At 40.7% G+C, this 15,241-nt stretch carries 13 protein-coding genes; all 13 read left to right on the plus strand.

Going from position 1 to position 15,241, the window contains the following annotated elements; all coding sequences use genetic code 11:
- The first annotated feature begins 136 nt into the window (after positions 1 to 136).
- Entirely contained in the window at positions 137 to 316 is a 180-nt protein-coding gene (locus tag BN6556_RS09795) for a hypothetical protein (RefSeq protein WP_066190393.1), read from the plus strand.
- A 463-nt stretch (positions 317 to 779) separates the two neighbouring features.
- Entirely contained in the window at positions 780 to 3,308 is a 2,529-nt protein-coding gene (locus BN6556_RS09800; RefSeq protein ID WP_066190396.1) for a class I SAM-dependent methyltransferase, read from the plus strand.
- Entirely contained in the window at positions 3,309 to 3,872 is a 564-nt protein-coding gene (locus BN6556_RS09805; RefSeq protein WP_066190399.1) for a GNAT family N-acetyltransferase, read from the plus strand.
- Positions 3,865 to 5,322: a hypothetical protein gene (locus BN6556_RS09810; RefSeq protein WP_066190405.1), complete on the plus strand. Its 1,458-nt coding sequence runs from the start codon at positions 3,865 to 3,867 to the stop codon at positions 5,320 to 5,322. Before BN6556_RS09805 ends, BN6556_RS09810 begins: the two co-directional genes overlap by 8 nt.
- Positions 5,323 to 5,411: 89 nt before the next feature.
- Positions 5,412 to 6,128, plus strand: a complete 717-nt coding sequence (locus tag BN6556_RS09815; RefSeq protein WP_066190408.1) for a hypothetical protein — start codon at positions 5,412 to 5,414, stop codon at positions 6,126 to 6,128.
- Between the two features lie 281 nt (positions 6,129 to 6,409).
- On the plus strand, positions 6,410 to 7,063 hold the full coding sequence (locus BN6556_RS09820) for a GntR family transcriptional regulator (RefSeq protein WP_066190409.1): 654 nt from the start codon (positions 6,410 to 6,412) through the stop codon (positions 7,061 to 7,063).
- Positions 7,064 to 7,075: 12 nt separating this feature from the next.
- Complete coding sequence (locus BN6556_RS09825) at positions 7,076 to 8,362, plus strand: cytosine permease (protein WP_066190411.1); 1,287 nt, start codon at positions 7,076 to 7,078, stop codon at positions 8,360 to 8,362.
- Between the two features lie 29 nt (positions 8,363 to 8,391).
- Positions 8,392 to 9,090 (plus strand): biuret amidohydrolase, encoded by a 699-nt coding sequence (gene biuH, locus BN6556_RS09830; RefSeq protein ID WP_066190416.1) that lies wholly within the window; start codon positions 8,392 to 8,394, stop codon positions 9,088 to 9,090.
- A gap of 15 nt (positions 9,091 to 9,105) precedes the next feature.
- A complete protein-coding gene (atzF, locus tag BN6556_RS09835) occupies positions 9,106 to 10,821 on the plus strand; it encodes an allophanate hydrolase (RefSeq protein ID WP_066190418.1) in 1,716 nt (571 codons plus the stop codon).
- A 179-nt stretch (positions 10,822 to 11,000) separates the two neighbouring features.
- Positions 11,001 to 11,669: a YesL family protein gene (locus tag BN6556_RS09840; RefSeq protein ID WP_066190421.1), complete on the plus strand. Its 669-nt coding sequence runs from the start codon at positions 11,001 to 11,003 to the stop codon at positions 11,667 to 11,669.
- A gap of 36 nt (positions 11,670 to 11,705) precedes the next feature.
- Entirely contained in the window at positions 11,706 to 12,716 is a 1,011-nt protein-coding gene (locus BN6556_RS09845) for a LacI family DNA-binding transcriptional regulator (protein WP_066190424.1), read from the plus strand.
- Positions 12,717 to 12,960: 244 nt separating this feature from the next.
- On the plus strand, positions 12,961 to 14,268 hold the full coding sequence (locus BN6556_RS09850) for an ABC transporter substrate-binding protein (RefSeq protein WP_066190426.1): 1,308 nt from the start codon (positions 12,961 to 12,963) through the stop codon (positions 14,266 to 14,268).
- A gap of 68 nt (positions 14,269 to 14,336) precedes the next feature.
- Entirely contained in the window at positions 14,337 to 15,230 is an 894-nt protein-coding gene (locus tag BN6556_RS09855; RefSeq protein ID WP_066190428.1) for a carbohydrate ABC transporter permease, read from the plus strand.
- Positions 15,231 to 15,241: the final 11 nt, after the last annotated feature.

The raw sequence follows: 15,241 nt of genomic DNA on the forward strand, positions 1-15,241 counted from the left end.
CGCAAAAATGTCAATTAACTAAATTGAAGCCTGCCATCAAGCCTTGTTCTGTCGCTTATGTTTGAAGGGGAGGATGCTGTAACTTTACGGACTGTATAGGAGGGAGGGGGCGAACTTTGTTTGTAAGAAAAATCTTATGGGACAAAAAAAGAGTGAATCGCAAAATGTTGTCCGTAAGAACGAATCTAACAGACAAAAAATTGATGAATCGCTGAACTTTGTCCGTAAGAATGAATCTAACAGACAAAAAATTGATGAATCGTTGAACTTTGTCCGTAAGAACGAATCTAACAGACAAAAAAACGATGAATCGTGAAATGTTGTCCGTAAGAATGAATCTAACAGACAAAAAATTGATGAATCGTTGAACTTTGTCCGTAAGAATGAATCTAACAGACAAAAAATTGATGAATCGTTGAACTTTGTCCGTAAGAACGAATCTAACAGACAAAAAATTGATGAATCGCTGAACTTTGTCCGTAAGAATCTCGCGGACTGGAGAGCGCCAACCTCGCTCCCCAGCCCGCAAGAATAACCAACTCTAACCAACGGAAGAAAGAGCAGACCACACCACAACCACACCACACCACACCATATCCCGACCTCTACAACAGCTTCACTATCACAAAATCGCACACCCCACCCCTTCATTAACAGCTAAAACCAACCGATAATATAAAAAGGAATCTAGTTCGCTTGGCAAGAACCAATCTTCCCCAGCTAAATGACTTGTACCATCGATTCCATCTATCATATACTTAACAAAAGGAGGAATTCATGTGGCTACACATTTATTAGGTGAAGATGCATTAATTCGTGATATCGGCGAGGTAATAACCAATAATCCATCCTTTCTTATTAATATTTTTGGAGAAGAAGGAACGGGTAAAACGGCTCTATTAGACGATTTAATGCAAGGGAACTGGTTAGATATCCCAGTTGAAAAAGTGAATATGGATCAAATAGATGAAACATTATTTGATATAACTGATGAGAAGATTTTGCTGTTAGATAATGCTGATCAACATTATGCGAGGGAACCACTGAAATCATTGTTAGAAAAAAGCTTTTCTCAGCATGCCAATAAAAAGATTCTGATCACAAGCAGGTCCAAATTCTTTTTAGAAGCATTGCCTGGCATTAATCATTTTCAATTTGAAATTGGTAATCGTTTTTTTGATGTGGAAGATTTTAAACAGGCGTTGCGCTCCCCTTCCTTAAAAGAGTGGATTGGTGAGCAGTCTGCTCCAGATATTATAATCAAAAACCTATTCTTATTTACTACATATTGCCGTAACTTTAACTATGTCCATGAGGTATTAGATGAAGTTCGGCTTCACATGGAAAGAAACAAAGAAATTAGTCCAAGTGATTTGATTAATATGCTGACAGAATCAGCCTTATTTAAGAAAATTAAGCAAGATATGGTGATTGATACGAAAAATGTCGAAACGAATGATTTCTTATTTTATGTTCGTCCGAAAGATAAAATTGAAAAGCTGGCTGATCTCATTCTCAAATATTACCCAGATGAACATGTATTAATCGAGGTGATTAGCAATCAATTCAACTCATCGTTTATTGAAGACAACTTTAGCCGAGCCGTTACATATGAAGAAAAAGTACTTAACTTTTGCCTGACCCATGATCCAGTCGAGCTGCTGGTCAAAATCCTGGGTCCGCGGGATATTATCATGGAGCTTCATCATAAAAACATTGCAGAATCGGTTTTCACCTATTCAATGGAGGCAAAAGCTAAGCTGCTGTTAAAACAAATCGGCATGAATATCGTGGAAAAACCAAAAGGATTAGACTATTTCATCAATCAATTCCAAACAAATAAGCAAAAGTTGAAAAGTGATGTGTACAATAAAACGAATAAAGAGTACATGATGGGCTTAGGTATCTCCTGTTTTCAAGACTTGGAGCATGTATTTTATGAGATGCTCAATTTCTACGCCACCTATCTATTCGGTTCGCTGGATTCCTTTATGAAACGGTACAATGAAGATAATCCTTCGAATAGGATTATTGATAATCGCATTACCTTTGGACAGTATATCGGGCTGTTTTCCTATCTGAATAAATTGGCGAAGTTAGATCAATATCAGTTGAAAATGGTGAATTTGAATATTCAAACAATGTTGCCGAAACAAATCGTCCAAAAACTAGAACATATTGCTTCGATGCGGACGTTCTTTTCCCATTTTCAGAAGGTGCAGAATGTCCAAGTTCCTTATCATACCTATCAAAAGAAGACGATTGCTCTGTTTGACGCGTCAATAGAGGCCTTGCAAGAGTTAAAATCATTTAACGTTTTTCCGGAGATTATTAAGATTAAAGAAATCAAGTTTGATGAATTTGGCCGAAAATTGTTTACGGCAATTGATTGGGACAACAATGAATTACGGTTCAGCTTGTCTGATAATTTTAAAAATATTGATATCTATTCGCATTATTACATTTTGCGCCATAACCAAAAATTTATGATTAACCCGATCTTAACACCGAGAATGATTGAAAAATCGCAACAGCAATTCAGTGGGGAGCATTATCAACAATCATCGCAAACGCAATCAAAACAAGGAAATGCCCTGATTAGAGAGTTAGCGGTTGAAGATGGAGCGAAGGTTTTAGATATTGGCTGTGGAAATGGCTCTACCACCATTGAACTATGGGAAAAAGGTAAGGATCTCGCTGTCGATGCCTTTGATTTATCGGATAGCATGATTGAAACAGCGATCGCCAATCGTGATCAGGCAGGTATATCGAAACAGCAGCTGCATTTCTTTGTGATGACTGCCTTGGATCTGAACAGCCAGCAAGCGTACGATCTGGTCTTTAGTAATGCCGCCTTGCACTGGGTTACCGACTATGAAACGATGTATAAAAAAATCTATGATTCTCTCAAACCAAATGGCAGAATCGCCATCCATCAGGGAGGCTATGATTCGTATAAAGGATTACATGAAAAAGTGCAAACAGCTATTTCTAGGTTGGATTTAGAAATGTACTATCAAAACTGGACATATCCGATTTATTATCCGACAAAAGAAAGCTACGAAGATGTATTGACGAGTATTGGCTTTAAAGATATATCGATCAAAAGCGTTGAATCCGATGGGAAGGAATATCCGAATTTGGCGGAGAACTTCGCCAATGCCAGTTTGATTCCTTATTATGCGCCATTACCGGATGAGAAGTTACACAAAAAACTGAAGCGGGAATTCCTGCATTTATGTAAAACAGAGGGCTATGATGGTTATTCGCACCGATTATATGCCTTTGCTAGCAAAGGAAGTGAATAAATGTCTATTACATACAAATTCTCGGATTCTATCGAGCAAGACCATTACACAGAAGCTGTTTGGCAGATACTTTGTGAATGTGATCAAGAGTTTATACCTGCGTTGTCTTCGCGGGAAAGCTCGTATCAAGCCGATTTAGGCGGGGCGGTTTCATCACAGCATGTCCAGCCCCATGCCTATTTTGACGAGATGAAAAAACAGGTATTTCTTGTAGCGATAGATCAAGATTCGGATCAGGTGGTAGGGTTTATGACATTTAAACATGGTTATCAAAGTGATCCATTGAAGAATTTTTCGCCAAGTAATTATATTACAACGATTTGTATCACGAAGCAGGCTCGCAATCAGGGGATTACTAAGGGTTTCTATCAAGCTCTGATCCAACAGCAAATTCCGTCCGCATATCAGCTGAACTTTATTTCTACAAGGACCTGGTCAACCAATGCTGCCCATATTCATGTGTTGCAGAAGCTAGGGTTTGTTGAGAGTGCGGTATTACCGGATCATCGCGGTGCAGGGATTGACACTATTTATTTTGCCAAGCAGGTGGATGACAATGGCTGATCTTTCACCTGCGCAAACACCTATCTTAAGCTCCAAAAGTAAGACATCCTTGGTGATCCCGTTTGTTTTTTCGCAAAAAAGTGTGGACACATCCATCTGGGAAAATGTGCAACTGCAATGGAGCAGTTCATTATTAGATCATATTAATCAACTATTTGCTACAGAAGAACACCCAGCAGGCAATGGTATCATTTGTGATGTGTACCGTTTACACAAGCAGAAGCGTGATTCGTTCGGTCTGCCGAAAAATGAATCGAATACGTTTCACCTGCTGAATGATAAAGGAATGGAATGGACGTTTAAGGTAGAGGATATTCAATTGTTTTTGTTTGAAAGCTATGTAGGGTTTTTGGTTTATGATATAATCCATACCCAGTCTCAGATGGAAGAGATCGTTACATTGAATTATCAGTTGAAGCACCTGCAACATTTTGATAAGGGCCGGCTAATCACGCAAAAGGAAAAATTTACGGGTGCAGAAGCAGAACCGCGAAACTTTGCTTCTATCACCGTTCAATTATTAACAGATTTTGCGGTAGAGCATTACTTCTCTTCCTTGCAGCATGAGCCAAAGGTTGCGACGGTATTTAATTTTGTGTTAATCGATAAGGGCTTTAAACAGGAAGCAGATCATCACCAAAAATTACACTACCATTTATTCCAATTAACGCATTCCTATAAGACATCCTATCGACCTGCTGCAGATAAACTCAATGCCGATCGGAACGACAGTCATATCGAGCTGTTTGAAAATTCCTATTGGGGTGTCTCCTTTGAGGGTATGACGAATCTTGCCTTTTTGACAGAGGATAAACAGAATAATGCCTTTTTTCTTGGAAACTATCGTCATAATATGAAAACGTATTTTCATTTATATATATTAGCCCTGCATCAACGGTTTGGCTTGCTCCATTTTAACTCATTAGCAAGTCAATTGCCTTATTCCGATGAAATATTATTAGACGGGGAACATGATCGTAAGGTGACGATTCCGAAATTGCGTAAACGGATCAACTTTTTTATTTTGAGGTGCTACTTTTTGCATGTCTCTAATATCACGCATCAACAGCAGTTATATAATAAACTGGCAACGACCTTGAATATTCCAGAATTAAAGAGTGACTTGGCAGTTGAATTAGACGCTTTATTTTCGATTGCCGAGATTGAAAAGCAGTTTGTCCAAGAAAAAGAAAAGGAGCAGGAGCAAAAACGAGAGAAACAGGAGCAGCTGCGCCGAGAAAAGAATGCCGATACGGTATTGCTTTATTCTACGGTTTTTGTTATTATTTCCGGGATATCTGGGGCATGGGCGATTATTGCTGATCTCTTTATTTGGAACAATGAGCCGGTTGTCCAGTTTCCAGCTGTGTATGTACTGGTAATTTTATCGGTTATCAGTATTATTCTCGGGATGGCGACTTACTATTTTATTAAAAATAAATGGCGTTAACTTGATCAACTCCTGCATAACCTATACTTTTTCACCAAAATGTGGTATAATGCAACACACTTCTACATGGACGTGAGGAGGAGAAAGGTTTGAGACGAAATCGTGATTCGAAAGCGATCTATATCACCATCGCCTTTGGTTTAACCGTTCTGGTTGGTGGGGCGTGGATCGGTAAAAGTTACTTAGATGGCAATACTATTTTTAATAATACCTCTATTCGTTTACTTAACGCTGACTTACACCAATCTCGGACGGTAGTCAGCCACTTGGATATGGTGGCAAACGTAAATCAGGATTGGTTTGCAGATGATTTGGAACTGGAGGAAGAAGAGGAGGAAACAGAGCCGATCGAGGAAGAGATCGAAGAAGAACCTGTTTTGACAGAGACGGAACCGGTGTATGAGGAAGAAACAGAGCAAGTGCAGGAATCGACAGGCGGACAAGGATGGCAGCCGTCGCCCGAACGAGAAACCACTACCAGTTCTTCGCCAAGTTCCACGATACCTGAGGGATCCAGTGGAAAGCAGCCATCCACTCCATCGTCAGAAGAACCTTCGGATGAAGAGCCAGCTTCGTCAGAGGAACCCGAAGGTGATGAGGCAACAGGCGATGGTGAGGAAACAGATGCTAATGAAGAAAATTCTCAGCCAAGTGATCCGGAAACAGAGCCGGATGAACCTGTTGAATCACCAAAAGACCCTGAAAATCCGGAAGAACCAAAAGACCCTGAAAACCCTAAAGAACCACAAGAACCAAATGAAGAGGAAGAATCAACAGATAAAGAACCAACAAACGATCAACAATAATAAAAAGCTTCCAATTAGGCATAAAGACACGAACACTGCGGCCAAATTGGAGGCTTTTTTTCATGGAGCGATATTTTGGGATAAATATCAATGCGAACAGCACTAGCAAATATAGTGCTGTTTTTTATTGCTCATTTGAACGGAGGCAATAAACCGATATTCAGAAAAACCATGTCACATAATCTAACATCATCCTAGCAACTGCCTCTTTTAACGATTAAGATAAGATACATCGTCAGATTTGTGATCACAAATCAATGGAGTTATGAGGGGTTATGTATATGGACAATCAAACGATACAAGTATCTACAGTCAGTGAAGAAGTGTATAAGCAGTTAAAAGAACGAATCATTACAGGTGTTTTGGCACCTGGGCAACGTGTAACGGTAAGAGATTTGGCACAATCCATGGGAGTAAGCACCATGCCAGTCAGGGAATCGCTAAGAAAACTGGAAGTAGAAGGCTTTATTATCTATCAAAGGCGGAGCGTTTCCGTTGCTCGACTATCCGCACAAGAGGTCGCAGAAATATTTGAAATTAGAAAACAGTTAGAAGGTACGGCTATCCGCTGGTCAATTGGCCATGTAACCAAGGAACGAATCAATAAATTGGAGATCATTCTGGAGCAAATGGATGACTGTTTAGCAGATGAGACAGCTTGGGAACGACTGAATAAATTATTCCATTTAACACTATATGGTTACGCCGATTCGCAGCCTTTACATGATACATTACGTCAAATATGGCAGCGCGTAGAGCCATATATGCACTTATACGCCTTGACGACTCGAGAATACTCTCTGGAAAAGGCACAAGAAGATCACTATCAAATGATTCATTTATGGAAAAATAAAGAGGAAGCAGCGTTAGTCGCATTAATAGAAGAACATTTGGCAAAGACCTGTAAGGATATTTTTCTACAGTTCAACCAATAAAGGAGGACAAAAATGAGTTCAGAACATACAAAATCAGATTTAATGCAAGAAGAATATGAAACAACCCCGGTACCAAAGAATAAACGAAAATCATTGTTTTCCGTCACGATGGTATGGGCAGGTTTCCCAATGATCATCACTTCTGCCGTTACGGGAGCTACACTCGTTCATTCGATGGGCTTTGTGCAAGGAATGTTAGCTGTATTATTAGGAAATCTATTATTGTTCGGTTATGTCGGGTTATTAAGTATTTTAGGAGCAAAATATGGTATGAATTTTGGGATGTTAGCTTCCCGGACGTTTGGAAGAAAAGGTTATATGATCGCAACAGGGTTGCTGTCTACACTTGTGATCGGCTGGTTTGCCGTACAGACTAGTTTAACGGGAGAAAGTATGGCAGCGGCATATGATGTGAATCTTTTTGTAGTTACGTTGATTGCTGGTGTCCTGTTCCTTGCAGCCACTTTGATTGGGATCAAGGCCCTTACCATTGTAGGTTCTATTTCCGTACCGTTGTTTTTACTGATGGGTATATACTCTGTGGTGGATGTATGGCAGTCGGGAAGTAATATCTGGTCTTACCAGGGTACAACAGAAGTAGTCATTCCAATGGGAGTTGCCGTCACGATGGTTTTTGCCTTGTTTGTCGATTCAGGAACGATGACGGCTGACTTTACGCGTTGGGCGAAAAACAGAAAGCATGCCGTGCTTGCGACCTTATCTGCTTTTCCAATTGGAAATATGATTGCAATGGCAATCGGCGGGATTATCGCTGCATCAGTAGCCGGAAGCTCAGGAGATGTCTTTGGGATTGTGGCTAATAAAGGTGGACTGCTCACCTTGCTGGCAGTTATCTTTCTATTTGCAAACCTAGGATCTGTATGTATGCATTGTCTATATAATGGTGCTGTAGGATGGTCCTTTATTACAGGCAAAAAGATGAGAACATTGACGCTTATTTTAGGGCTGGTTGGTATTGTTCTTGCTGTAGCAGGTGCTTACAATTACTTTATCAATTGGCTCGAATTATTAGGTGTGATTGTACCGCCAATTGGTGCGATTCTTATCGTGGATCAGCTTATCATTCGCCGTCAAATGAGTCAGCAAGTCGAATCATTACGATATACGCCATTTATTGCTTGGGGAGTAGGTTCATTAACGGCATTGATTGCACACTATCAGTTTACTAGTCTATCAACAGCGGTAGTCGGCATTGTGTTTGCCGCAGCATCTTATTTGGTGGTCAGTGTCCTTTTTAAAAATCATAAAAAAATTGGCGAGATGAACGAAGCAGCCTAAAAAATAATAAACAAGAGAGGAGAACAGTCATGAGAGTAGAAGCAAACCCATATCAATGGCCATATAATGGAGATTTGGATCCGAAGAAAACCGCATTGGTAATCATTGATATGCAGACAGATTTTTGTGGGGAAGGTGGCTATGTAGCGCAAATGGGGTATGATATTTCATTAACGGCTCGAACGATTCAGCCTATCAAACACTTATTGGAATATGTGCGAGGTATCGAAGGGTTTCATGTAATTCATACAAGAGAAGGGCACACGCCGGATTTAGCTGATCTTCCAGAGAATAAGCGTTGGCGAAGTAAGCAAATCGGAGCTGAGATTGGAATGGCAGGTCCATCTGGCAGCAGAATATTAGTACAAGGAGAGCCTGGCTGGGATATTATCGAAGAATTAAAGCCGCAACAAGGTGAGATTATTATTGACAAACCGGGTAAGGGTAGCTTTTACGCTACTAATTTAGATCTTATTTTGCGAAATAAAGGAATTACTAATTTGATTTTAGCAGGTATTACAACAGATGTTTGTGTGAGTACAACGATGCGTGAGGCGAATGATCGTGGATACGAATGTTTAATTTTAGAGGACTGCACTGGTGCAACCGATGAAAATAATCATAAGGCAGCCTTGAATATGGTGAAAATGCAAGGTGGGGTATTCGGAAGTGTTTCTGATTCTGAACAAGTCATCACGGCATTAGAAGCAATGAAAACAAAGGTGTAGGAGAGGAGCGAGCAGATGAAGTCATGGACGATCACTGCCTTGCAAGAGGGCTATCAAACAGGTGAATCTCACCCAAGGCAGGTAATGGAAGCAATTATTAAACAAGCAGAAGCAGAAAAGGATAAGAATATCTGGATTACTGCACCAGACATATCCTTCATTGAGCCATATCTGAGTAATTTAGAGAACATCGATCAAGACACAGCTCCATTATGGGGTATTCCATTTTCCGTAAAGGATAATATCGATGTAGCTGGTTTGCCGACAACCGCGGGTTGCCAGGGATATGCGTACACACCCGAAACGCATGCGACCGTTGTGCAAAGACTGGTCGATGCAGGTGCCGTCCCAGTTGGTAAAACCAATTTAGATCAATTCGCTACCGGATTAGTAGGAACAAGAAGCCCTTATGGTGCTACACATAATGGTCTGAAATCAGAACTTATCAGTGGTGGTTCTAGTTCTGGTTCAGCGGTTTCTGTAGCACGGGGACAGGCGGTCTTTTCCTTAGGGACAGACACAGCGGGTTCGGGCCGAGTTCCTGCTGCATTAAATGGAGTGATTGGGTTTAAGCCTAGTCTCGGAGCCTGGCCAGTCAAGGGAGTAGTTCCTGCATGTGCCAGCTTGGACTGTGTAGCCGTTTTTGCCCATCAGCTTAGTGATGTTCAGTTGATTCATGAGATCATCCAAGGTGAAGACAAACAGGACCCATGGTCGAAGCCTTATGCTAAAAAAGCATCAGGTTTACCGAAAAAAATAGTGCTACCTAAACAGCCGTTCACCTTTTATGGTCCATATCAAGAAGAGTATCAAACGGCATGGGAGAAAAACGTCAGACAATGGGAAGCGCTCCCGTTTGCTAAGGAATATGTAGAGTTGGATCTGTTTCTTGAAGCTGCTGCTATTTTATACGATGGTCCTTGGATTGCGGAGAGGTGGGCGGCGGTTGGTGATTTTGTCACCAATCATACGGAGGAAGTCTTACCAGAAACGAAACAAGTATTGACTAATGGTAAACCTGAAAACTATTCAGCAGCTGCCTTGTTTCAAGCAATGCATCGATTAAAAGAGCTGCAATTAGAAGTGCGAAAAATATTGAAGGATGCCGTTCTTGTATTGCCTACTTGTGGTGGGACGTGGACAAGAGAGCAAGTAGCCAAGGATCCAATCGAAACGAATAGTAAGATGGGACTCTACACCAATCATTGTAATCTATTGGATTTATGTGCGATTGCCGTCCCAGCAGGTGAAGCAGCGGATACTGTCCCGTTTGGTTTAACGATATTTGGATTAGCGGGGCAGGATGCCGTTATCCAGGGAGCGGCTGATTTATTCCAGCAACAACAGTCCGAATTTGTGGAGGTTGCTGTTTGTGGGTTGCATATGAGAGGCTTTCCTTTTGAAAAACAAATGAAGGAGCACCTAGCTATTTTTTCTGAAGAAGCAACGACTGCTCCTGTCTATCGAATGGTTAGATTATCAGGAAATGTAGAGAAGCCTGGCTTAATAAGAGTTCGTGAGAATGGAGAATCGATCGAATTGGAAGTATGGAAAATGCCTGTGGATCAGCTAGGCGCTTTTGCGAATTCGATTCCAGCTCCATTAGGACTTGGCAAAGTCGAATTAGCGGATGGAAGAGAAGTCTTAGGCTTCTTGTGTGAGGCATATGTACAGGAGCTTTCTGATGTGGAGGATATTACTCAATATAAAAGCTGGCGAAGTATAAGCTGATAAGTCCATCTGATTGGTGCAGGAAGCTAAAGGACAACGAGGGATACACGGTTAAAAGGCGATAGGCAAAAGCCTTCTAACAGGTGTGTCCCTTTTTACTTTTTCTAGTTGCGCAAACCTCAACAAAGTGGTACGGTTAAGGCACTTAATACACTTGTTAGAAAAAAGGGGGGAGTCTTATGAATAGTCAGCATTCCAATGGATTTCAGTATTTTTTTGAGTGGGCGGTAAAGTTAGCCTATCTGAATATATTGTGGATTTTGTATTCCTTGGCCGGTTTATTTGTTCTCGGGATAGGGCCAGCAACCGCTAGTTTGTTTACTATTATGAGAGATAAGCTAAAAGGAAATGATGATTACACTATTTGGAGACGTTTTCATGATGTGTACCGCCAATCTTTTTGGCGGTTGAACCAATTAATGATTCCTATTTATGTAGTAGGGGCTTTTATTTATTTGGATTTTTTATTTGTTCAGGCATTACCGTCTAGTTTTGTTATCGATTACGTCGTATTCCCGGCTTTACTGTTGTTGACTACCTTGTTTATATTAGGGTCAAGTTATGTATTTGCACTATATGTGTATGTTGAATATCCTTATGGCCGCCACATCAAAAATGCTTTATTGATGGTTGGACTATATCCACTATCATCCATCTTCATTTTTGCAGGGCTCAGTGTGTTCAGTGTCATTTTGTTTATTTTTCCTGCTGTTTTACCTTTTTACGGGATAAGTATTCCGGCACTTATCGTTATAAGCTGTGCCAATCGGGCGTTTGACGCATTCACTGCTGCGAAAAATTTACAATTAGAAAAAGAAGCTATTGACAAACCGAATAACCCTGTCTAAAATAAAAGTGTAAAGCGCTTTCGATAGGAGTATGACATGGCTACGATATACGATATTGCAAAAAAATCAGGTTATTCTATTACAACCGTTTCTAAAGTACTCAATGAATCTGCCAATGTAAGTGAGAAGGCAAAACGCAAAGTATTAGCCGCTGTGGAAGAACTCAAGTATACACCCAATTCTTCCGCCCGGACACTTGCTACCAATAAGTCATGGATGATTGGAGTGGTGTTTGCCGAGCATTTAGGAGTGGGATTGGCTCATCCTTTTTTCAGTGAAGTAATTGAGAGTTTCAAGAAGCAAATTGAGTTGTACAACTATGACTTATTATTTATTTCTCGGAAAATGGGCTTGAAAGAGGAGACCTATAAACACTTGAGACATCGTGGTGTGGATGGAGTGGTGGTTATCCAATCACTAGGTGATGATGCGTTGGATTTCACGGAATTCAATATGCCGACTGTTTTTATTGATATGCCGGAAAAAGGGGCAAAGGCGGTTTATAGTGATAATCGTCAAGGTAGCAAGCTCGCGGTCGATTATTTATATGAGCTGGGGCACCGCAAAATTGCCCATATTACTGGTACTCAAAGCATGTATACGGCAATCGAGCGTACTGAAGCTTATAAAGCTGCGATGGAGAGTCGCGGACTTGTTGTACCAGATAGTTATATTGTAAATGGCGGCTATTATTCTTATGAAGGCGGACGAGAGGCGATGCTGAAGTTGTTGCTGTTACGTGATAGACCAACGGCTGTCTATGTTTCAGGGGATTTGATGGCCATTGGTGCGATGAAAGTGATTAGAGAGGCGGGATTGCGAGTCCCAGAGGATATCTCTGTGATAGGTTTTGATGATATTCCCGTCACCGGGCACATTGATCCACCTTTAACGACGATTAGACAAAATACCGAAGTCATTGGCAAACAGGCGGCGATTGTTCTCTTAGACGAGATTAATCACTTAAGTAAAGGCCGGGAAAATCATGTAATCCCCGTCCAATTAGTAAAAAGAGGCACATGTCAGGCAGTGGATGCGAAAAAATAGGTATTGCTTATTTTTTCTATCATAATGTAAAGCGCTTTACTAATTATATTAGATAAAAGAAAAGACTTCTATTCTATTTATTGTATAAAAAAGCGCTTACTTTATGACTAAAATTTAAATTTACAGCTATTTTAAGTAATGTTTTCATATTATTAGTCATATTTATTTTATAAAGCGCTTTACTATATAGATTGAAGTTCTAAGGTTCCTTTATCACGATAAAAGATTTCCAGGAGGGAAAGAAATGAAGAGATTATTGTACTTAGCAGCAGTTGCAATGGTTCTCGTATTATTAGGGGCTTGCTCATCAGGAAGTAATGCAGATTTGGTTGTGACATCCTTTACCGATGAATTACAAGAACCGATTGATCGATTTGAAGAGTTACATGACGTCACGGTAGATTTGCAGATTATACCGACAGAAAACTATACGACCACGTTACGACCAGCACTAGAGAGTGGAAAAGGAGCGCCAGATGTATTTACGGGTGAAATAGTTTACTTGAAAGATTGGATTGAACAAGATTATTGGGCAAACCTCTCTGCCGATCCCTACAATGTTGACGAGTGGGAAGATGATTATATGGAATATGTCTGGGATTTAGGTAAGAACGATGCGGGCGAAGTAAGAGCGGTTTCGTGGCAAACTACACCAGGGGGGATTTACTACCGACGCAGTATTGCTGAAGAGGTGCTTGGAACCGATGATCCAGATGAGGTAGGAGAAATGTTTGCTACAATGGATGGCTTAATGGATGTCGGAGAGCAAATGAAAGAACACAATTATCGTTTATTCCCAGATGAAGGTTCGATTCAGCCGTTTACCAACGGGCAAGATCCACAGCCATGGGTCAATGAAAATAACGAGTTGGTAATGACCGATGCCCGTTTATCCTATTTCGACTATGCAAAAGAGTTGCGCGATAAACAATATACAGCATTAGCACCTGCCTGGTCTCCAGCATGGTATGAATCGTTTGTCGGACCGATTAGCTATAACGTTGGTTGGGATGAGTTGGAAGATGTAGAAGACGATAGTGATCAGACCGAGGTATTTGCCGTATCCCTGCCAACTTGGGCTTTGAATTCTGTACTAAAGACAGAGGCGGAGGAAACAGCAGGAGATTGGGCGGTTACTAGTGGCCCTACACCATATTTTTCAGGTGGAACGTGGATTGGAATGTATAAAGACTCCGAAAATAAAGATCTGGCGTGGGAGTTTATCCAAATGCTAGTGCATGATGAGGAGTTTTTAACCGAATGGGTAACGGAAACAACAGGTGATGTTTTGTCTTATCTTCCAGTCACGAACAAAATCGGTGAGGACTACTCAGAAGAATATTTAGGCGGACAGAATCATTATAAGTTCTTCCTGGAAGAAGCCCAAAAGATTGATTCCAGTACGATCACGAAGTATGACCAGCAGATAGGCGATCTATTTGGCACCGAAGTTGGTAATTATGTAGAGGGCAATGTTACCAAGGAAGAGGCTTTACAAGAATTCTATAATCAAGTTGAAAATGCCTATCCTGATCTCATTGTTCCAGAGTAAAATGTGGGGGATGCATCCGTTCGTGTGTCCCCTTTCCATAGAAGATTTTAGGAGGGGAGGAAGCAGCATTGTCCAAAACAAACAAAAAAGCTTACCTATTCATTGCGCCGTTTGTCATTGTTTTTTTGGTATTTAACATCTATCCGATTTTTCTTACCTTTTATTATAGCTTAACAAATTACAGCGGAATGGGCGGAATAGCCAATGCAGAATTTATCGGCTTGAGCAATTATCTTCGTTTGATCACCGATACTTATTTTTATGAGGCCTTTCTGAATACGATTAAGATCTGGGGTTTTAACTTTATTGTTCAGATGTTAATTGCGCTTGGACTAGCTTTGTTATTTTCGGATATTCGTTTGAAGTTAAAAGGGGTAGGCGTATTCCGGGCATTATTTTACCTGCCAAATATTATTACGATTGCCTCTGTAGCTATTTTATTCAATATTTTATTAGATTGGAATCATGGGGCTTTGAACCAGCTATTACTTAGCCTAGGTATGATTGATAGTCCGATTAATTGGCTGAACAGCCCGACCTATGCGCAGTCAGCTGTGGCGTTGATTGGAGCCTGGATGTGGTTTGGAAATTCTTTTATTATTTTATTAGCTGGCATAGGAGGTATATCAAGGGATTATTATGAGGCGGCGCTGATCGATGGTGCAAATTGGTGGAAGTCCTTTACGAATATCACCTTGCCGCAATTAAAACCAATTTTATTGTATGTGTTAATTACCTCAATTATCGGTGGTCTGCAGTTGTTTGATCTGCCGATGTTATTAACGGATACACGCGGAGCACCGCAAGGCTCGTTAAATACGATGGTGCTATATCTCTATAATCAAGCGTTCAAATACAACAACTTCGGATACGGTGCAACTTTGGCATACGGCCTGTTTATTATTACCGTGTTATTCTCGGCCATTACCTTCCGTACCATGTACCGAAAAGAAGTAAGATAGGAGGTAGCGTG

It is taken from the genome of Gracilibacillus timonensis, from assembly GCF_900086715.1.
Lineage (GTDB): Bacteria > Bacillota > Bacilli > Bacillales > Amphibacillaceae > Gracilibacillus > Gracilibacillus timonensis.

What these genes read in the sequence shown, in the direction of transcription:
- BN6556_RS09810 (WP_066190405.1), top strand. Translation starts at nt 3,865, where the DNA reads ATGGCTGATCTTTCACCTGCGCAAACACCTATCTTAAGCTCCAAAAGT.
- BN6556_RS09825 (WP_066190411.1), top strand. Translation starts at nt 7,076, where the DNA reads ATGAGTTCAGAACATACAAAATCAGATTTAATGCAAGAAGAATATGAA.
- BN6556_RS09795 (WP_066190393.1), top strand. Translation starts at nt 137, where the DNA reads ATGGGACAAAAAAAGAGTGAATCGCAAAATGTTGTCCGTAAGAACGAA.
- BN6556_RS09820 (WP_066190409.1), top strand. Translation starts at nt 6,410, where the DNA reads ATGGACAATCAAACGATACAAGTATCTACAGTCAGTGAAGAAGTGTAT.
- BN6556_RS09850 (WP_066190426.1), top strand. Translation starts at nt 12,961, where the DNA reads ATGAAGAGATTATTGTACTTAGCAGCAGTTGCAATGGTTCTCGTATTA.
- BN6556_RS09805 (WP_066190399.1), top strand. Translation starts at nt 3,309, where the DNA reads ATGTCTATTACATACAAATTCTCGGATTCTATCGAGCAAGACCATTAC.
- biuH (WP_066190416.1), top strand. Translation starts at nt 8,392, where the DNA reads ATGAGAGTAGAAGCAAACCCATATCAATGGCCATATAATGGAGATTTG.
- atzF (WP_066190418.1), top strand. Translation starts at nt 9,106, where the DNA reads ATGAAGTCATGGACGATCACTGCCTTGCAAGAGGGCTATCAAACAGGT.
- BN6556_RS09840 (WP_066190421.1), top strand. Translation starts at nt 11,001, where the DNA reads ATGAATAGTCAGCATTCCAATGGATTTCAGTATTTTTTTGAGTGGGCG.
- BN6556_RS09845 (WP_066190424.1), top strand. Translation starts at nt 11,706, where the DNA reads ATGGCTACGATATACGATATTGCAAAAAAATCAGGTTATTCTATTACA.